Source organism: Pseudomonas sp. Irchel s3b2 (assembly GCF_900187445.1).
Taxonomy (GTDB): domain Bacteria; phylum Pseudomonadota; class Gammaproteobacteria; order Pseudomonadales; family Pseudomonadaceae; genus Aquipseudomonas.
In genome coordinates, this window is the sequence record NZ_FYEB01000007.1 from 66,688 (window position 1) to 82,230 (window position 15,543).

Annotated in this window: 14 protein-coding genes and 1 pseudogene; 8 read left to right on the forward strand and 7 right to left on the reverse strand. The window is 59.1% G+C overall.

Annotated elements, in window-relative coordinates:
- Positions 1–71 precede the first annotated feature (71 nt).
- From CKW20_RS16790 to CKW20_RS16800, 3 genes are all read right to left on the reverse strand, one after another.
- Complete coding sequence (locus tag CKW20_RS16790) at positions 72–548, reverse strand: hemerythrin domain-containing protein (RefSeq protein WP_095053933.1); 477 nt, start codon at positions 546–548, stop codon at positions 72–74.
- A gap of 223 nt (positions 549–771) precedes the next feature.
- Positions 772–2,118: a sodium:proton antiporter gene (locus tag CKW20_RS16795; protein WP_095053934.1), complete on the reverse strand. Its 1,347-nt coding sequence runs from the start codon at positions 2,116–2,118 to the stop codon at positions 772–774.
- Between the two features lie 55 nt (positions 2,119–2,173).
- Positions 2,174–2,785, reverse strand: coding sequence for a Yip1 family protein (locus tag CKW20_RS16800; RefSeq protein ID WP_095053935.1), 612 nt, complete (start codon positions 2,783–2,785; stop codon positions 2,174–2,176).
- Between the two features lie 168 nt (positions 2,786–2,953).
- Here CKW20_RS16800 and CKW20_RS16805 point away from each other — a divergent pair, with 168 nt between their 5' ends.
- The 3 genes from CKW20_RS16805 to CKW20_RS16815 are packed head-to-tail and all read left to right on the forward strand — an operon-like array spanning position 2,954 to position 4,435.
- A complete protein-coding gene (locus tag CKW20_RS16805) occupies positions 2,954–3,466 on the forward strand; it encodes a CinA family protein (protein WP_095053936.1) in 513 nt (170 codons plus the stop codon).
- Complete coding sequence (locus CKW20_RS16810; protein WP_095053937.1) at positions 3,463–3,981, forward strand: hypothetical protein; 519 nt, start codon at positions 3,463–3,465, stop codon at positions 3,979–3,981. Before CKW20_RS16805 ends, CKW20_RS16810 begins: the two co-directional genes overlap by 4 nt.
- 7 nt (positions 3,982–3,988) lie before the next feature.
- The gene (locus tag CKW20_RS16815; protein WP_095053938.1) at positions 3,989–4,435 is read left to right on the forward strand and encodes a DUF421 domain-containing protein; all 447 of its coding nucleotides are present in this window, start codon (positions 3,989–3,991) and stop codon (positions 4,433–4,435) included.
- 31 nt (positions 4,436–4,466) lie between these two features.
- Here CKW20_RS16815 and CKW20_RS16820 read toward each other — a convergent pair whose 3' ends face one another.
- Positions 4,467–5,324: an SDR family oxidoreductase gene (locus CKW20_RS16820; RefSeq protein ID WP_095053939.1), complete on the reverse strand. Its 858-nt coding sequence runs from the start codon at positions 5,322–5,324 to the stop codon at positions 4,467–4,469.
- Positions 5,325–5,506: 182 nt separating this feature from the next.
- Here CKW20_RS16820 and trbK point away from each other — a divergent pair, with 182 nt between their 5' ends.
- On the forward strand, positions 5,507–5,680 hold the full coding sequence (trbK, locus tag CKW20_RS16825) for an entry exclusion lipoprotein TrbK (protein ID WP_095054056.1): 174 nt from the start codon (positions 5,507–5,509) through the stop codon (positions 5,678–5,680).
- Between the two features lie 78 nt (positions 5,681–5,758).
- On the opposite strand, the gene CKW20_RS16830 is transcribed toward trbK, so the two are convergent.
- On the reverse strand, positions 5,759–6,913 hold the full coding sequence (locus CKW20_RS16830; protein ID WP_095053940.1) for a MalY/PatB family protein: 1,155 nt from the start codon (positions 6,911–6,913) through the stop codon (positions 5,759–5,761).
- Between the two features lie 234 nt (positions 6,914–7,147).
- Here CKW20_RS16830 and fdnG point away from each other — a divergent pair, with 234 nt between their 5' ends.
- The 4 genes from fdnG to fdhE are packed head-to-tail and all read left to right on the forward strand — an operon-like array spanning position 7,148 to position 12,736.
- Positions 7,148–10,213 (forward strand): formate dehydrogenase-N subunit alpha, encoded by a 3,066-nt coding sequence (fdnG, locus tag CKW20_RS16840; RefSeq protein WP_141228956.1) that lies wholly within the window; start codon positions 7,148–7,150, stop codon positions 10,211–10,213.
- The gene (gene fdxH, locus CKW20_RS16845; RefSeq protein WP_095053942.1) at positions 10,214–11,158 is read left to right on the forward strand and encodes a formate dehydrogenase subunit beta; all 945 of its coding nucleotides are present in this window, start codon (positions 10,214–10,216) and stop codon (positions 11,156–11,158) included.
- Positions 11,155–11,808 carry a formate dehydrogenase subunit gamma gene (locus CKW20_RS16850; RefSeq protein WP_095053943.1) on the forward strand — a complete coding sequence of 218 codons (654 nt, stop codon included), beginning with the start codon at positions 11,155–11,157 and terminating at the stop codon, positions 11,806–11,808. Before fdxH ends, CKW20_RS16850 begins: the two co-directional genes overlap by 4 nt.
- A gap of 4 nt (positions 11,809–11,812) precedes the next feature.
- Positions 11,813–12,736: a formate dehydrogenase accessory protein FdhE gene (fdhE, locus tag CKW20_RS16855; protein WP_095053944.1), complete on the forward strand. Its 924-nt coding sequence runs from the start codon at positions 11,813–11,815 to the stop codon at positions 12,734–12,736.
- A gap of 164 nt (positions 12,737–12,900) precedes the next feature.
- Here the strand turns inward: fdhE and CKW20_RS16860 are convergent, their stop codons facing one another.
- The gene (locus CKW20_RS16860; RefSeq protein WP_256585063.1) at positions 12,901–14,832 is read right to left on the reverse strand and encodes a lipase family protein; all 1,932 of its coding nucleotides are present in this window, start codon (positions 14,830–14,832) and stop codon (positions 12,901–12,903) included.
- A 243-nt stretch (positions 14,833–15,075) separates the two neighbouring features.
- A pseudogene (locus CKW20_RS29610) lies at positions 15,076–15,543 on the reverse strand (hypothetical protein); the annotation flags it as partial.

The following is a 15,543-nucleotide window of genomic DNA, read 5'->3' on the forward strand; positions in this document are numbered from 1 at the left end:
ATGCACCGCGTTTTTTCAGGTATTACGCGTCATCGTTCTTCGCGGGCAAGCCTCGCTCCTACAGGAGGCTATCAAGCCGCGAGAATGGGCGCACCCAGCTCTTTTTTGTATCGGGCTTTCAGGCTTTCCATCTCTGCACCCAGTTCATCGAGTGTCGTTTTACCCAGCAGTTTTTTTGCCTGAGGAAACATTTCCTTTTCCTCTTCTTCAATGTGATGTTCCAACAGCTCCTTGACCACTTTCACTCGACCGGAAAATTCGACGGTGGAGGGATCAGTGGTTTTCAGGTCGGGAAGTACCAGCGTATCGACGGTGCGATGCTCCTCCTTGGCTTCGTAATACATGATGTCCTGCTCCTTGCCCCCGGCTTTTTTATACGCCGGGTACAACACTTCCTCTTCAAGACGGGTATGGATCGCGATTTCCATTTCCAGTTTGGCCAGTAACTCGGTGCGCTTTTTTACCCCACGCTCAGTGGACTCGCTCAACTGGGCCAGGATGCCTTTTACGCGTTCATGGTCGGTTTTCAACAGGTCAATGGCGTTCATGGTCAACCTCTTGTTTAGTCACGGGTCAAGGGCAAAGGGTCTTTCTGCCGTTGTCGCTCACACTGGCGGAGCATTTCTCGTGCCTGTTTCAATTTTTACGATAAAACTTTTAAAAACAGTGGGTTGCAATCGACTTCAAACGACGTTTGTCGTGCAACCTGCATGAATGTCCGCTGCTGATCAGTGCAGGTTGACCGAAGAAAATGACCGCGCAGGGAAGCCGTCAAACTTCTTGCTGATTGCGTCGCTCGTAACGACTAAGCATCGGTTGAGTACTGATGCCATGCGCCAGAATGCTGAGCGCCACCACCGACAATGTCAGATCGGTGCATAGCGTCGCTGCCGCCGGACCGAGGTCATGGTTCAAGGCGTAGAACAGGTAATAAAAGCTCCCGATGCCGCGAATCCCGAACCAGCCGATCAACAGCCGCTGGCGACCGTCCAGCAAACGCCCCCACGGCATGAGCCCTACGCACAAGGGGCGAATGGCACAGAACAGCACCAACGCAATCACCAACGCTCGCCAGTCCCAATGCCCTATCAGCACCACCCCCAACAGCGTCACCAGAAACACTTCCATGGCACGCTCCACCAGACTGCCGAATGCCAGCATGTCACCCATCATGATGCCGGCCGCCACCTGGGTTTCCTGCAGATTCGCCACGTCGCCATGCACGGCAGCCTCGGGTTCGACATTCTGGTGACCGACTACCGGTTGCACCAGATGCTCGGCGGGCATCAGGGGGGCACCGGTGGATTTGACTTCCGCCTGACGCAATCCGAGGCCGGCGGCGAATACCGACAGAAAGCCGTAGCCATTGAGTTCCTCGGCCGCGACATAAGCCAGTGCGATCAACGCCAGGGTCAGGTAATCATTGGGGGAGAAGGTGCTGTCGGCATTCCTGATACGCATCGACAAGGTCAAGCGCCCGATGCCATGCCCCATCCAGTAGCCGATGAGCAAACCGACAGGTACGGCCCATAGCAGGCTCTTCAATGCCCACTCACCCAACCAGGCGTCGCTATCGCCACCCTGTTGCACAAACAACAAGCCCAGGATCACGAAGGGGAATGCGATGCCATCGTTAAGGCCCGCCTCACCGGAGAGTCCGAAACGCACCGGGTCGTAGTCCTTGGCGTCATTGACCTGCACCAGCGAGGCCAATACCGGATCGGTGGGCGCCAGAATCGCCCCGATCAGCAGCGACGGCTCCCAGGCCAGGCCAAAACCATAGTGGAGCAGCAGGCAGACGCCAATGATGGTCAAGACCATCACCGGCCCCGCCAGCCCGAACGCTACCCGCCATTGGCGATTCCTGAGCGGCAGGCGCAATTTGAGTCCGCAGACAAACAACGAAAAGAGCACCGCGACTTCCGTCAGATGCTCCATCCAGAGCGCCGCGTCCTTGATGTCCAGCTTCAGCAAGCCCAGGCCTGCCGGCCCGATCGCCACGCCCAGCGCCAGGCACACCGCCGACGTGGTGACCGGCATCCAGCGCAGATAGGACGAGGTCAGCGCCAGGGTCAGCAGCACTGCGCCCAACACCGCCACCCATACAATGAAACTCATGCCCGGTTCCTGGATGTGTATCGCCGACCCTCGCCGGATGGCGGACTCAGGGCGGTCAAACGCCGGTCACGCGCAAGTACTCAGGTCTCAGATAGTTGGACCAGAGCAGAATCATTTCCACCAGAATCGTCACCAGCACCAACAGCCCGACACCCCATAAGCTCGCCGCATTCAGCAGGCCTTGCTCCTTGCGCTCGTGCATGAAAATCGGCAAACCGACGAACAGCAGAAACGTCGAATAGAGGGAGGCGGCCCCCAGCACCGTGATCGCCAGCCAGCGGCTGGGGTAGAGCCCGGCGATACCTGCGAGAAAGAACGGGGTCACGGTATAAGCGGCAAAACCGATGCACTGATTGACGGTGGGACGTGAGTCGAAGGTGCGCGACATCCAGCGAATGAATAGCCCCATCAGCACCACGCCGACAATGATGCTCAGGTACAGCAACCCGCAGAGTTGCAGAGCGCTGGTAGTACTGAGCCTGACCGTTTCGTTCTCCACCAGGCTCCAGCCGACGTAGGTGGTCCCGATAAACAGGCACACCGCAGGAATCAAGGCGAGCAGCAGCAAATGAGCGAGGTAATGGCGCGGATGTGCTTCCTCTTCCTTACGAATATCTGTCCAGACGTAATTGGGCTGAGTGAACAGCCTGACGAAAGGTGCGGACATGTCGACCTCCAGATAGCGAGCGGCCCGGCATAGGGGCCCCTAAAAGTATTGAGGTGCGGCCATCGCCAGGGGTTCATTTTTTATCGGATGGCCAAGGGCGGTCTGCCGGAGGGAATGTTTACCAGTGCTGAAGGTCAACCGAGCAGTTCCTCTGCTGGAGGCCTTGCCATGAACGTAAGCCAGACTGTCGTCGACTATTTGCGTCAGCACGACTTGCGTCTGACGACTGCCGAATCCTGCACCGCCGGAAAAATCGTGACCTTGCTGGCTGAAGTGCCAGACAGCGGGGATCTGATCGAAAGCGGTTACGTGGTCTATTCTTGCGAAGCGAAGCAACGGCTGCTCAACGTGAGCCCCCATACCATCAAGACCTACAATCTGACCAGTTGTGAAGTCGCTCGCGAAATGGCCTTGGGGGCATTGCTCGACAGCACCGCCAATGTCGCTGTGGCCACCACCGGTATCCTGGGGCCGGAGGATGTCGATGGGATTCCGGCCGGTACCGTCTGCTTCGCCTGGGCATACCAGACTGAGCGGGGCAAGCACGTGTTCACACATCAGCACCGGTTTTTCGGGTCCCGCAGCCGGGTCCAGTTACTGGCCGCAGAACATGCCTTGAAGCGGATCTCTTTTTTTCATAAACGTGCGCTAGCCGGTGAACAAGTTCAGGTAAATCAATGAAAGACGAATCCACCCGCACCGAATACCACAGCCGCGATTTTCCGGTGCGCGAAGACATGGCGTATCAGGTCAAGGTCTGGCGATTCGAGCGCTGGGGCTGGTGCGTGCTGGTGCTGCTGGTGGTGTTGGCGTTGCTCGGCTTGTTTTCACGTGGTCCGCTCAGTTCCCAAGACGTTCATGGCAGCGATGGCAAGGTACGGGTGGAATACGAGAGGTTCCACCGTCATGGCTCGACCAATCCGATGAAGATTAGTGTGTTCGGCCGGCCGGATGCCACGGTTGAGCTGGAACTGACTGGAAAACTGCTGGAAGGCTTCGAAATCCAAACCCTGCAGCCGGAACCTGTGCGTGCACTCAGTGGCGAACGGGGCATGAAACTGTGGGTGCAAACCGACGCGCAAGGGCAGGCCAGCCTTTACCTGACCTTGCGTGGCGAGGGGCTGGGCCTGTTTCGCAGCCATATCGCCTCGCCCGGTACGGCCTCGGTCAAGGTGGATCAATTCATTTTCCCTTAGGTGATTTATGGATTCGGTATTACGCGCGGCCGTGATGTACCTGGCGTTGATGGTGCTGTTCAAGATCGCCGGTCGGCGCTCGCTGGCGGAACTGACGACGTTTGATTTCGTGCTGCTGATGATCATCGGCGAGGCGACCCAACAAGCGTTGCTGGGCAATGATTTTTCCCTGACCAATTCGTTGCTGGTGATCGTGACGCTGATTGCCATCGATGTCGGGCTTTCATTGCTCAAGCAGCGCTCGCAATGGGTGCAGCGGCTGATCGATGGTGGGGCGACGATTATCGTCGAGGACGGCAAAATCCTGCAAAAGCGTTTGCGCCATGCACGCTTGGTCGAAGCGGACATCATGGAAGCCGCTCGTTCGAGCCAGGGCATTGAAACCCTTGAGCAGATCAAATTCGCCATCATCGAGCGCAATGGCAAGATTTCGGTGATTGCTCAAGAGCCCTGACCCGCACGCGATCCTGGCCAAACCTGTCGCGTCAAAGCATCGGCTTGCCGCCCGTGACCCCATACCGTTGCCCGGTGATGTAACTGGCTTCATCCGAGGCCAGCAGCACATAGATCGGCGCGACTTCCACCGGTTGCCCGGGACGGCCGAGCGGGGTTTGCGCGCCGAAGTTTTGTACGTCGTCCTCGGGCATGGTCGAGACGATCAGCGGCGTCCAGATCGGCCCCGGTGCCACGCTGTTTACCCGGATGTTCTTTGGTCCCAGCATCTGTGCCAGACCGGCGGAAAAGTTGGCAATCGCGCCCTTAGTGGTCGCGTAGGCCAGCAATGTCGGCTTGGGCATGTCGGAGTTGACCGAACTGGTGTTGATGATCGAACTGCCGGGCTTCATGTGTTTCAACGCCGCCTGACAAAGCCTGAAAATGGCCGTGATATTCACATCGAAGGTCATCACCCATTCTTCGTCCGGGATGTCCTCGATGTTTTCGTGGGTCATCTGGAACGCGGCGTTGTTGACCAGAATGTCGATCCGGCCAAAGCGCTCGACCGTTTTGTCCACCAACGCCTGGCAGTGCGCTTTTTGCGCCACATCGCCGGGCAGCAGCAGGCATTGACGACCGGCCTGTTCGACCCAACGTGCAGTTTCCTGCGCATCTTCCTGTTCATTCAGATAGGCAACCACCACATCCGCGCCTTCCCGGGCGAACGCAATCGCCACCGCACGGCCGATGCCGCTGTCGGCACCGGTGATCAGGGCAATCTTGCCCTCCAGTCGACCCGAACCTTTGTAGCTCTGCTCGCCACAATCCGGATAAGGGTCCATTTTCGTTTGAACCCCGGGGACTGGCTGGCTTTGTTTAGGGAAGGGTGGTTTTGGATAGTCAGTCATCGGGAAATCTCCTCGGTTCAAGGCAAAAGACTGCTTTTACATGGGGTTGACCCCGGTCTTTTGTCTTGAGTTCGGTTGGACTTCCGACGGGTTTAGCGCAAGAGGAGAGTCGCTGTTCCTGCATACACTCAACTCATGAGTTAGGCTCAATGCGATGCAAGAAACTCGATGAGGAGTTGCTCATGAACACCCAATCGCTCGTTGCACTGGCACTCTCGTTGGCATGCCTCGCAGGCTGTGAAAACAAATACGATGTGAACGAGAAAAATTGCGAGCCGAAAAACTTCATGAAACTGCCGGAGGATCAGAAGCGGGTTGACTTCATCAAAGCTTGCCTGGAGCGCGTAACGCCTTGAACGGGATTCGATACTACGCATATCGCCCATAAAAAACCCGATGCACAGGCATCGGGTTTTCGGTGTCAACCTGGGGCGTCAGGCCTGGCGGTTACGCAAACCACGCTCCATCCGCGCGATCCCTTCTTCCAGCAGCGCCCGCGGGCAGCCGAAGTTCAAGCGAACGAACCGCTGGGCGTTATCGCCGAAATCCAGACCGGCGCTCAGGCCGACCTTGGCTTGTTCGAGGAAGAAGTGCTGCGGGTTGTCCAGCCCCAGTGCCGTGCAGTCGAGCCACGCCAGGTAAGTGCCTTGAGGAATGTTCATGGTCACACCCGGCAACCGCGTGCGAACCGCCTCCACCAGATAATCCCGATTGCTTTGCAGGTAGGCCATGAGCTCGGTCAGCCACGGGCCGCCTTCGCTGTAGGCGACGCGGGTGGCTTCCAGGCCCAGCGGGTTGACGCTGTCGACCATGCCGCAACGGGCGTTGTTGACCCGATGACGCAGTGCCGCGTCCTGAATGATCATGAATGCCGTCTTCAAACCGGCGATGTTATAGGCCTTGCTCGCCGACATCAGGGTGATGGTGCGCTGGGCGATCTGCGGGCTGAGCGAGGCGGTCGGAATGTGCACACGCCCGTCGAAGCACAGCTCGGAGTGGATCTCGTCGGAGATGATCCAGGCGTCTTGCTCAAGGCAAATGTCGGCGACGGCTTGCAGTTCTTCCCGCGGGAAGACCTTGCCCAACGGGTTATGCGGGTTGCTCAGCAGAAGGGCGCCGCCCCCTTGCAGCGCCTCGCGCAAGGCATCGAGTGGCGTCGCATACGTACCATCGGCCAGCGCGTCGAAATCCAGTTCGACCTTGTTCAGCTGCCAGTGGCCCGGTGCATGGCGCAGCGGCGGGTAGTTTGGCGTCTGCACGACCACGTTCTGCTGCGGCTGAACCAGCGCATGCAGGGCCATGTTGAAACCCGACTCGATACCCGGCAGGAAGACCAGCTCCTGGGGTTGCACGCGCCAGGCGTACTTGTTCCACAGGTCGGCGACGATGGCGTCACGCAAGTCATCCTGAGCCACGCTGTAACCGAGCATCGGGTGTTCCAGGCGTTTTTGCAGCGCCTGAATGATCGCTGGCGGCGCGGCAAAGTCCATGTCGGCGACCCACATCGGCAACACGTCGGCCGGGTAACGGCTCCATTTGGTACTGCCGGTGCCATGGCGGTCGAACACCTGATCAAAATCGAAAGTCATGCTCAGTCTCATAAAAGGCAGGGGGTTAATCCGGTGGCCATGATAAGCGCCAACCTTTGCCGCTGGCGAATTGCGCAATAGTGCGTGACCGATAAGCCGCCGACGGTCGGTTTTCAGACCGTGCACGGCAATACTGTCTAAAGTTCTAATTGGCGGTAGCTGCGCTGCCGTCACCGTGATCGTCCAGAAAAACCTGGTCAACGCACCAGGTTTCCACCTGATCAGGAGTGCACGATGGACCTCAACCGTCGTCAGTTCTTCAAGGTCGCTGGTCTCGGCCTTGCGGGCTCAAGCCTCGGCGCGCTGGGCATGGCCCCGACGCCCGCTTTCGCCGAACAAGTGCGTCATTTCAAGCTCGCCCATACCCATGAAACCCGCAACACCTGCCCGTACTGCTCGGTCGGTTGCGGCTTGATCATGTATAGCCAGGGCGACAATGCGAAGAATGTCGCCCAGAGCATCATCCACATCGAAGGCGATGCCGACCACCCCGTCAATCGCGGCACCCTCTGCCCCAAAGGCGCAGGCCTGCTCGATTTCATTCACAGCCCCAGTCGTCTCCAGTACCCGCAGGTGCGCAAGCCCGGCACCACGGAGTGGACGCGAATCTCCTGGGATGAAGCCCTGGATCGCATCGCCGACCTGATGAAGGCCGACCGCGACGCCAACTTCATCGAGAAGAACGCCCAGGGGCAAACGGTGAACCGCTGGCTGACCACCGGTTTCCTCGCGGCGTCGGCCTCGTCCAACGAAGCGGGTTACATCACCCACAAGGTGATTCGCAGTCTCGGCATGCTGGGGTTTGATAACCAGGCACGTGTCTGACATGGCCCGACGGTGGCAAGTCTTGCCCCGACGTATGGCCGTGGTGCCATGACCAACCACTGGACCGATATCGCCAACGCGAATCTGGTTCTGGTGATGGGCGGCAACGCAGCAGAAGCGCACCCTTGCGGCTTCAAATGGGTGACCGAAGCCAAAGCCCACAACAAGGCGCGGCTGATTGTGGTCGACCCGCGTTTCACCCGTACGGCCTCGGTGGCGGACTATTACGCGCCGATCCGCACCGGCACCGACATTGCCTTCATGGGCGGGCTGATCAATTACCTGCTGACCGAAGACAAGATCCAGCACGAATACGTGCGGGCCTATACGGACGTGTCGTTCATCGTCAAGGCCAATTACGGTTTCGAGGACGGGTTGTTCAGCGGTTACGACGCGAGCAAGCGTACCTACACCGACAAGTCCGGCTGGGGCTACGAAATCGGCGAGGATGGTTTCGCCAAAGTCGACCCGACCTTGCAAGACCCTCGCTGCGTCTACCAATTGATGAAGCAGCATTACAGCCGCTACACCCTGGAACTGGCCAGTCAGGTCTGCGGCATGCCCGTGGATGCAATGCAGAAAATCTGGGAAGAGATCGCCACCTGCTCGCAACCGGGCAAAACCATGACGATTCTCTATGCGCTGGGCTGGACCCAGCATTCGACCGGCTCGCAGATGATCCGCAGCGCGGCCATGGTGCAACTGCTGCTGGGCAACGTCGGCATGCCGGGCGGGGGTGTCAATGCCCTGCGCGGGCACTCCAACATCCAGGGCCTGACTGACCTGGGCTTGCTGTCCAACCTGCTGCCCGGTTACCTGACTTTGCCGGCCGAAGCCGAACAGGATTACAACGCCTACATCGCCAAGCGCGCACTCAAGCCGCTGCGTCCCGGGCAGATGTCCTACTGGCAGAACTACGGCAAGTTTCACGTCAGCCTGATGAAAGCCTGGTACGGCGCCAATGCCACCGCCGAGAATAACTGGGGCTACGACTGGCTGCCCAAGCTGGACATTCCCGGCTACGACATCCTGAAAATGTTCGACATGATGGGCAAGGGTCAGGTCAATGGCTACATGTGCCAGGGCTTCAACCCGATCGCCGCCTTGCCGGACAAAAACCGTGTAATGAAGGCGCTGGCCAAGCTCAAGTGGCTGGTGGTGATGGACCCACTGGCCACCGAAACCTCGGAGTTCTGGCGCAACGCCGGGCCTTACAACGATGTGGAAACGGCCAGCATTCAGACGGAAGTCATCCGCCTCCCCACCACCTGTTTCGCCGAAGAAAACGGTTCGCTGGTCAACAGCGGTCGCTGGCTGCAATGGCACTGGAAGGGTGCCGATGGCCCGGGGCAGGCGCGCACGGACGTGAAGATCATGGCCGAACTGTTCTTGCGCCTGCGCAAGCGTTACCAGGCCAACGGCGGTGCCTGGGCCGAGCCGATCCTCAAGCTCGACTGGCCCTACAAAGTGCCGGATGACCCGACGCCGGAAGAGCTGGCCCGGGAATTCAACGGTTACGCCGTATCCGATGTCACCGACGCCTCGGGCGCGGTGATCAAGACCGGTCAGCAGCTGTCCGGCTTCGGCCAACTCAAGGACGATGGCAGCACGGCGTCCGGGTGCTGGATCTTCTGCGGCAGCTGGACCGAGCAGGGCAACCTGATGGCCCGGCGTGACAACAGCGATCCTTTCGGCATGAAACAGAACCTTGGGTGGGCCTGGGCCTGGCCGATGAACCGACGGATTCTCTACAACCGCGCCTCTTGCGACCCTCAAGGCAAACCGTGGGACCCGAACAAACGCCTGGTGTGGTGGAACGGCAAGGTCTGGACCGGCACCGACGTGCCTGACTACAAGGCCGATGTGCCGCCGGAAGCCGGAATGAACCCGTTCATCATGAACCCCGAAGGCGTGGCGCGTTTCTTCGCCCTCGACAAGATGAACGAAGGGCCGTTCCCGGAACACTATGAGCCGTTCGAGACGCCCATCGGCATCAACCCGATGCACCCCAACAACAAGCAGGCCACCAGCAACCCGGCCGGACGGATCTTCGATTCAGTCTGGGACACCCTCGGGCAGGCCAAGGACTTCCCTTATGCGGCGACCAGCTACCGGCTGACCGAACACTTCCACTTCTGGACCAAGCATTGCCCGATCAACGCCGTGACCCAGCCTGAGCAGTTTGTCGAGATCGGCGAGGTGCTGGCCAAGGAGAAGGGCATTGCTGCCGGTGACCGGGTTCGGGTCAGTTCCAAGCGCGGGCACATCGAAGCGGTGGCGGTGGTGACCAAGCGGATTCGTCCGCTGCAGGTCAACAATCAGGTGGTGCACCAGATCGGTATCCCGTTGCACTGGGGCTTCACCGGCGCCACCCGTCACGGTTACCTGACCAACACCCTGGTGCCGTTCCTCGGCGATGGCAACACACAGACCCCGGAATCCAAGTCATTCCTGGTCAACGTGGAGAAAGTCTAAATGGCCAGCCAAGACATCATCGCCCGTTCGGCCACCACCACCATGCCGCCCTCGGTGCGCACGCAAGAGGAAGTGGCCAAGCTGATCGACACCACCAAGTGCATTGGCTGCAAGGCCTGCCAGGTCGCCTGCTCGGAATGGAACGAGCTGCGCGACGATGTCGGTCACAACCTCGGCACCTACGACAACCCTCAGGACCTCAGCGCAGACACCTGGACCTTGATGCGCTTCACCGAGCATGAAACCGACGCCGGTAACCTCGAATGGCTGATTCGCAAGGACGGCTGCATGCACTGCGCCGAGCCTGGCTGCCTGGCGGCGTGCCCGAGCCCCGGAGCGATCATCAAACACGCCAACGGCATCGTCGATTTCGATCAGGACCATTGCATCGGCTGCGGGTATTGCATCACCGGTTGCCCGTTCAACATTCCGCGCATCTCGCAAAAGGATCACAAGGCCTACAAATGCACGCTGTGTTCGGACCGAGTGGCGGTGGGGCTGGAACCGGCCTGCGTGAAAACCTGCCCGACCGGCGCCATCGTTTTCGGCAGCAAGGAAGACATGAAAGAACACGCTGCCGAACGTATCGTCGACCTCAAGAGTCGCGGTTTCGACAACGCCGGTTTGTATGACCCCGCAGGCGTCGGCGGCACCCACGTTATGTATGTGCTGCACCATGCTGACACACCCAGGTTGTATGCCGGGTTGCCGGATCACCCGGCGATCAGTCCGCTGGTGGACCTGTGGAAAGGCCTGAGCAAACCCCTGGCGTTGCTGGCCATGGGCGCGGCGGTACTGGCCGGGTTCTTCCACTACGTGCGCGTTGGGCCGCAGTTGGTCGAGGAAGACGAACATCCAGTCATCGTCGACCCCGCCGTGCATGAATTCGATCCATCGGTGCACACCTTTGATCCGACGAAACCCGGCGGGGAGGACAGGCCATGAACGACAAACCGATCCTGCGCTACACCTCCAACCAGCGCACCAACCACTGGCTGGTGGCGATTATGTTTCTGATGGCCGCGCTGTCGGGGCTGGCCTTGTTCCATCCGGGATTGTTCTGGCTCAGCAACCTGTTTGGCGGCGGCTCGTGGACGCGAATCTTGCATCCGTACCTGGGCGTGGCGATGTTTGTGCTGTTCCTCGGCCTGGTGTTCAGTTTCTGGCGGGCGAACTACTTCAGCGCCAACGACCGGTTGTGGCTCAGGCGCGTCAGGACTGTCATGCGTAACGAAGAGGAGGGCGTGCCGCCGATCGGCAAGTACAACCCGGCGCAGAAGCTGCTGTTCTGGGTGTTGCTGATCTGCATGCTGGTGCTGTTGTTCAGCGGACTGGTGATCTGGCGTGCCTGGTTCAGTGCTTATTTCGGCATCACCGGCATTCGTTGGGCGATGCTGCTGCATGCGCTGGCGGGTTTCATCCTGGTGCTGAGCATCATCGTCCACGTGTATGCCGGTATCTGGATTCGCGGCTCGGTCCACGCCATGGTGCGTGGTCGGGTCAGCCGCGCCTGGGCGAAAAAACACCATGAACTCTGGTATCAGGAAGTGACCCGAGACGAGACACCTGAGCGACCGATCAGCAAAAAAGGATGACCCCTTGGCCACGATCCTCGAGTCTGGGCAGATAGAAGCGGCGGCGAGTTCACCGCCGTTTCTGTACCTGCCACCGAACAACCTGTTCACCTTGCGCGCGCTGCGTCTGGAGCGCCTGGCGGACGGGCATCCCATGGCGGATTATCTGCGTTTGATCGCGGGGCTGTGCCACGCTCAACAGACATTGATGGACGATCCGCCCGTGGCCGCCATGCCCGATCCCGAACGTCTTCGGGTGTGCGTAGAACATGGTTTGCCACCGTTCGCCGCCGACAGCCTGGTGCGCGAAAACGTCTGGCTGCCGTATCTCGAAGCCTTGTTGCAACGCTATCACCCACCGTCACACGCTGCGGTAGAAAACGCCGTGGCGACTTTACGCAGTGCCAACCCAGGGCTGCTCAAAGCCTGGGCGATTGCCTTGGTCAGCGGCCAGTATTCAATGCTGCCGGCAGAACTGGTGCCGTTCCTCGGAGCAGCGCTGCAAGCGGCCTGGAGCCATTGGCTGCTGAGTTCGCCGAACCTTGAACTCAAGCGCGGCGACAGCCTCAGCCAATGCCCAGCCTGCGGTTCGCCGGCGATGGCCGGGGTGATTCGTCATCGCGGCAAATACAACGGATTGCGTTATCTGGTGTGCTCGTTGTGCGCCTGCGAATGGCATGCGGTGCGGGTCAAGTGCGTGTATTGCGAACAGAGCAAGGGGCTGCAATACGTCAGCTTCGAGGATGACCGCCATGCTGCTAATCAGGCGCCGTTGCGGGCGGAAGTCTGCCCCGGCTGCAACAGCTACCTGAAACTGATCTATCTGGAGAACGACGCCGACGCCGAAGCGCTCTCGGCGGACCTGGCCAGTCTGATGCTGGACATGCGCCTGGAGGAGGAGGGTTACCAGCGCCTATCGCCCAATTTGATGTTGGCACCTGGAGCATAGGTATCTACACATCTCTTGAGCTACTGAGATTCACTGCCGGGGCTTGGTGTTGGGAGTACATATCCGTTTCTGCGGTAACGGCCGCTCAGGGTTCCGCCCTGATGGCGGGTCACTTGGAAAAGCCCCAAGTAACCAAGGGCTTTTGCCTTGCCATTCGGCCACACTCAGCTGATCGAATCGATATCCAGCGGCTCGCGGGCCAGCAAAAATCCATCATCCAATTGCCTTGGAATCATTGCGTACTGCTCTAAACGGCGATTTTCAGCGTGTTTGCTCCAGCGTTCCACGCTACCGGTGAACTCCGGTAACCGGGCAGCACTGCCGTACACATCCGCCAGGGTAAGGCGGCGATTGCGCACGGTTTGCAAACGCTTTTGGGTTCTCTCCAGCCGATCTTGCTCTCCGTACAGCGCATCCATCGCGGCCTTTTCCTTCGTCGTCGCACCATCCGGCCCCTCGTTATGGCGCACCTGGCGGGCATACTCGTAAAGTTTCTCCCTGAGCGTTGCCAAGGCGTATTCGACGACGCGGTACTCGCGGTCGGTGACCACGGTTGCGCCAGTGTCCTGGGCTTGTTGCCAGCGGCGCAAGGTCGCCCAAGCAAAAGGAATGTAGCTGGCAACCATCATGTGGTCGGTGTAGTTGATCAGTTGCGCGAGCAGGCCATCGCGGGCCGGCATATCACCCCGTCGCGTCTTTTCCAGCATGGCGGTACAGGCGGCATCGTCGATGGACTCGCAATCCGGGTCCCACAAAATCGACGACCACTCTTTGTCATTAAAGCGCACAGGCATGAAATGCTGCTGTTGCCCGTGATGCTGATAGGGATCACCGCCCAAGCGCACCAGACCGGCGCCAAACAGCAACATGCCATAGAGTCCGGAAAAGACCGTCGTCACCAGGCCCGGGACCCAGACCTTCCAGTTAGCGTCCATCCACGGCGCCGGTACGCCGGGCACCGGGTCGTTATGGTTGACCATGCGGTGATGGACGAGGTCGGTGGCGCCTTCAACAAAGGTCGAGTCGCCAGCGCGGGGGGCGCCGTAGGTGTAGAGGAGGATGTTGTAGGTAACGCCTGCACGTCGACGAAGCGCTTCTGCCAACAACAAGGCGATGGCACCGCCCAGGCTGTGGCCGCAAATGATGACTTTTTGACCCGTGTGAAATTTATCCAGATAACGCAAGACGAACGCCTTCATCGCCTGGAACGCACTGTAAAACCCCTGATGGACGCTCCCGACACCCTCCTCGAACGGAACCTGAAGCGCATGCACATCACGTAATGCATCCTTCAGACTGGCCGTGCCGCGCACTGAAATCAGAACGATTTCGTCGTGATGACACATGAACGCCTGGGTATCACCGCCATCTTCCTGATCATCGAAAAAATGCTGGTTGGCCGGGTGCTCCTGATCCTTGCCTTTGTCCGGGTGATTTTGCTCATACAGCGTCGGGTTGAACGGCAGGATTTCCAGCCGTTTTGAATAGGGCACGTCTTCGTACAACGGGTAAAATCTTTGGGACTGGCTCTTATCAATTCGCCAACTTTCCCGGTAACTGGCCAACGCCTCGCCAAACAGATTGCCGATGCTCGGGTCCTCAGGAAAGCGCACTTTATCCAACGGTTTTTCGCGCGGGTCCTGGGCGAAGTCGGTGTAACTCAAGGTCGCCATCAGGGCCAGTTGATAGAGATTCAGCGCACAGAATTTGTCATCGGTGGACAGCATGGGCCGCAAGGCGCGCATCGGCCGCACTTCCAGCACATTGTGTTGGTTGGGGCTCAGCGCAATGCCGAACGAATGCTCGGGGCCGAACCCCAGTTCGCTCATGGCCCGAAGCAGTGCGCTTTGGGGTTGGTAGAAACGCTTGACCACCGGTGGCAAATGCGCGCCATCACGGACCAGGTCCCGCACCTCGACCTGGATGAAGACATCGGCGTCTTTGATGGCCGGGTTGTGTTCACGACGAAATCCGTCTTCGTGGAAGAAACGGGTTTGTTCGGCGCGGTACTGGAGTTCGGTGATGGGGAGGGGGTAGTGAATCCGATCCATCAGGCGAACATACAGCTCGTTAATCCGGGAATGCGGCGCGTCCATCGTTAACACCATAGGACCACGGTAGTGATTGTCCAACCTGGTAAAACCTTCACCATCCAACCTTCCGGTGTATTCCTGACCCACACTATCTCGAAGGGTGTAAGGCAAGCCGCCATAGGGTTTTCCGTCGCCAAATTCATCCACCAATCGAAAACTCGTCCAATGCCCTCGCAGTGGACAGACCAGTATTTTGCCGCTGAAACAGCTGTCGTCTTGTTCCTTGAATGTCACGTTGTGGCTCCCTTATTCAGTGCAGTTGGGGTAAACGGTGCAAGTTCTGCCATCAGGCAATTTGAAATCCGTAAATTGAGCTGGCTCCATGCACCACTCTTCGTTGTTAGTTCCCCAACGGCCTGTGCATGGTTTCCAGCCATTGGGTGTTTCTAACCACCATCCGCGGTAATACGGTTGCTCCTGCTCCGCCATCCCGAACACCATCCTCACCGTTCTGCCCGGCAACTGATCGCGCTGCAATACCCCACCCGCCATGCGTTTCACCATCTGTCCATCCGCGTCGACGGCCCGGCAGTGCAGGATTTTTATGATCGCCCGCTCGGGTCCCATAGTGCGAAACAGCCACTGACATTGCCCTTGAAATGCCTGAATACCGGAGGCTGGAAAATCTGGACGGTCATCTGCAAGTGCGTCGTAAAAGGACAGGCTGGCAAAGTCACCGCCTAGGTCAGACCAGCGCGTTCCCCACTTCGCGTC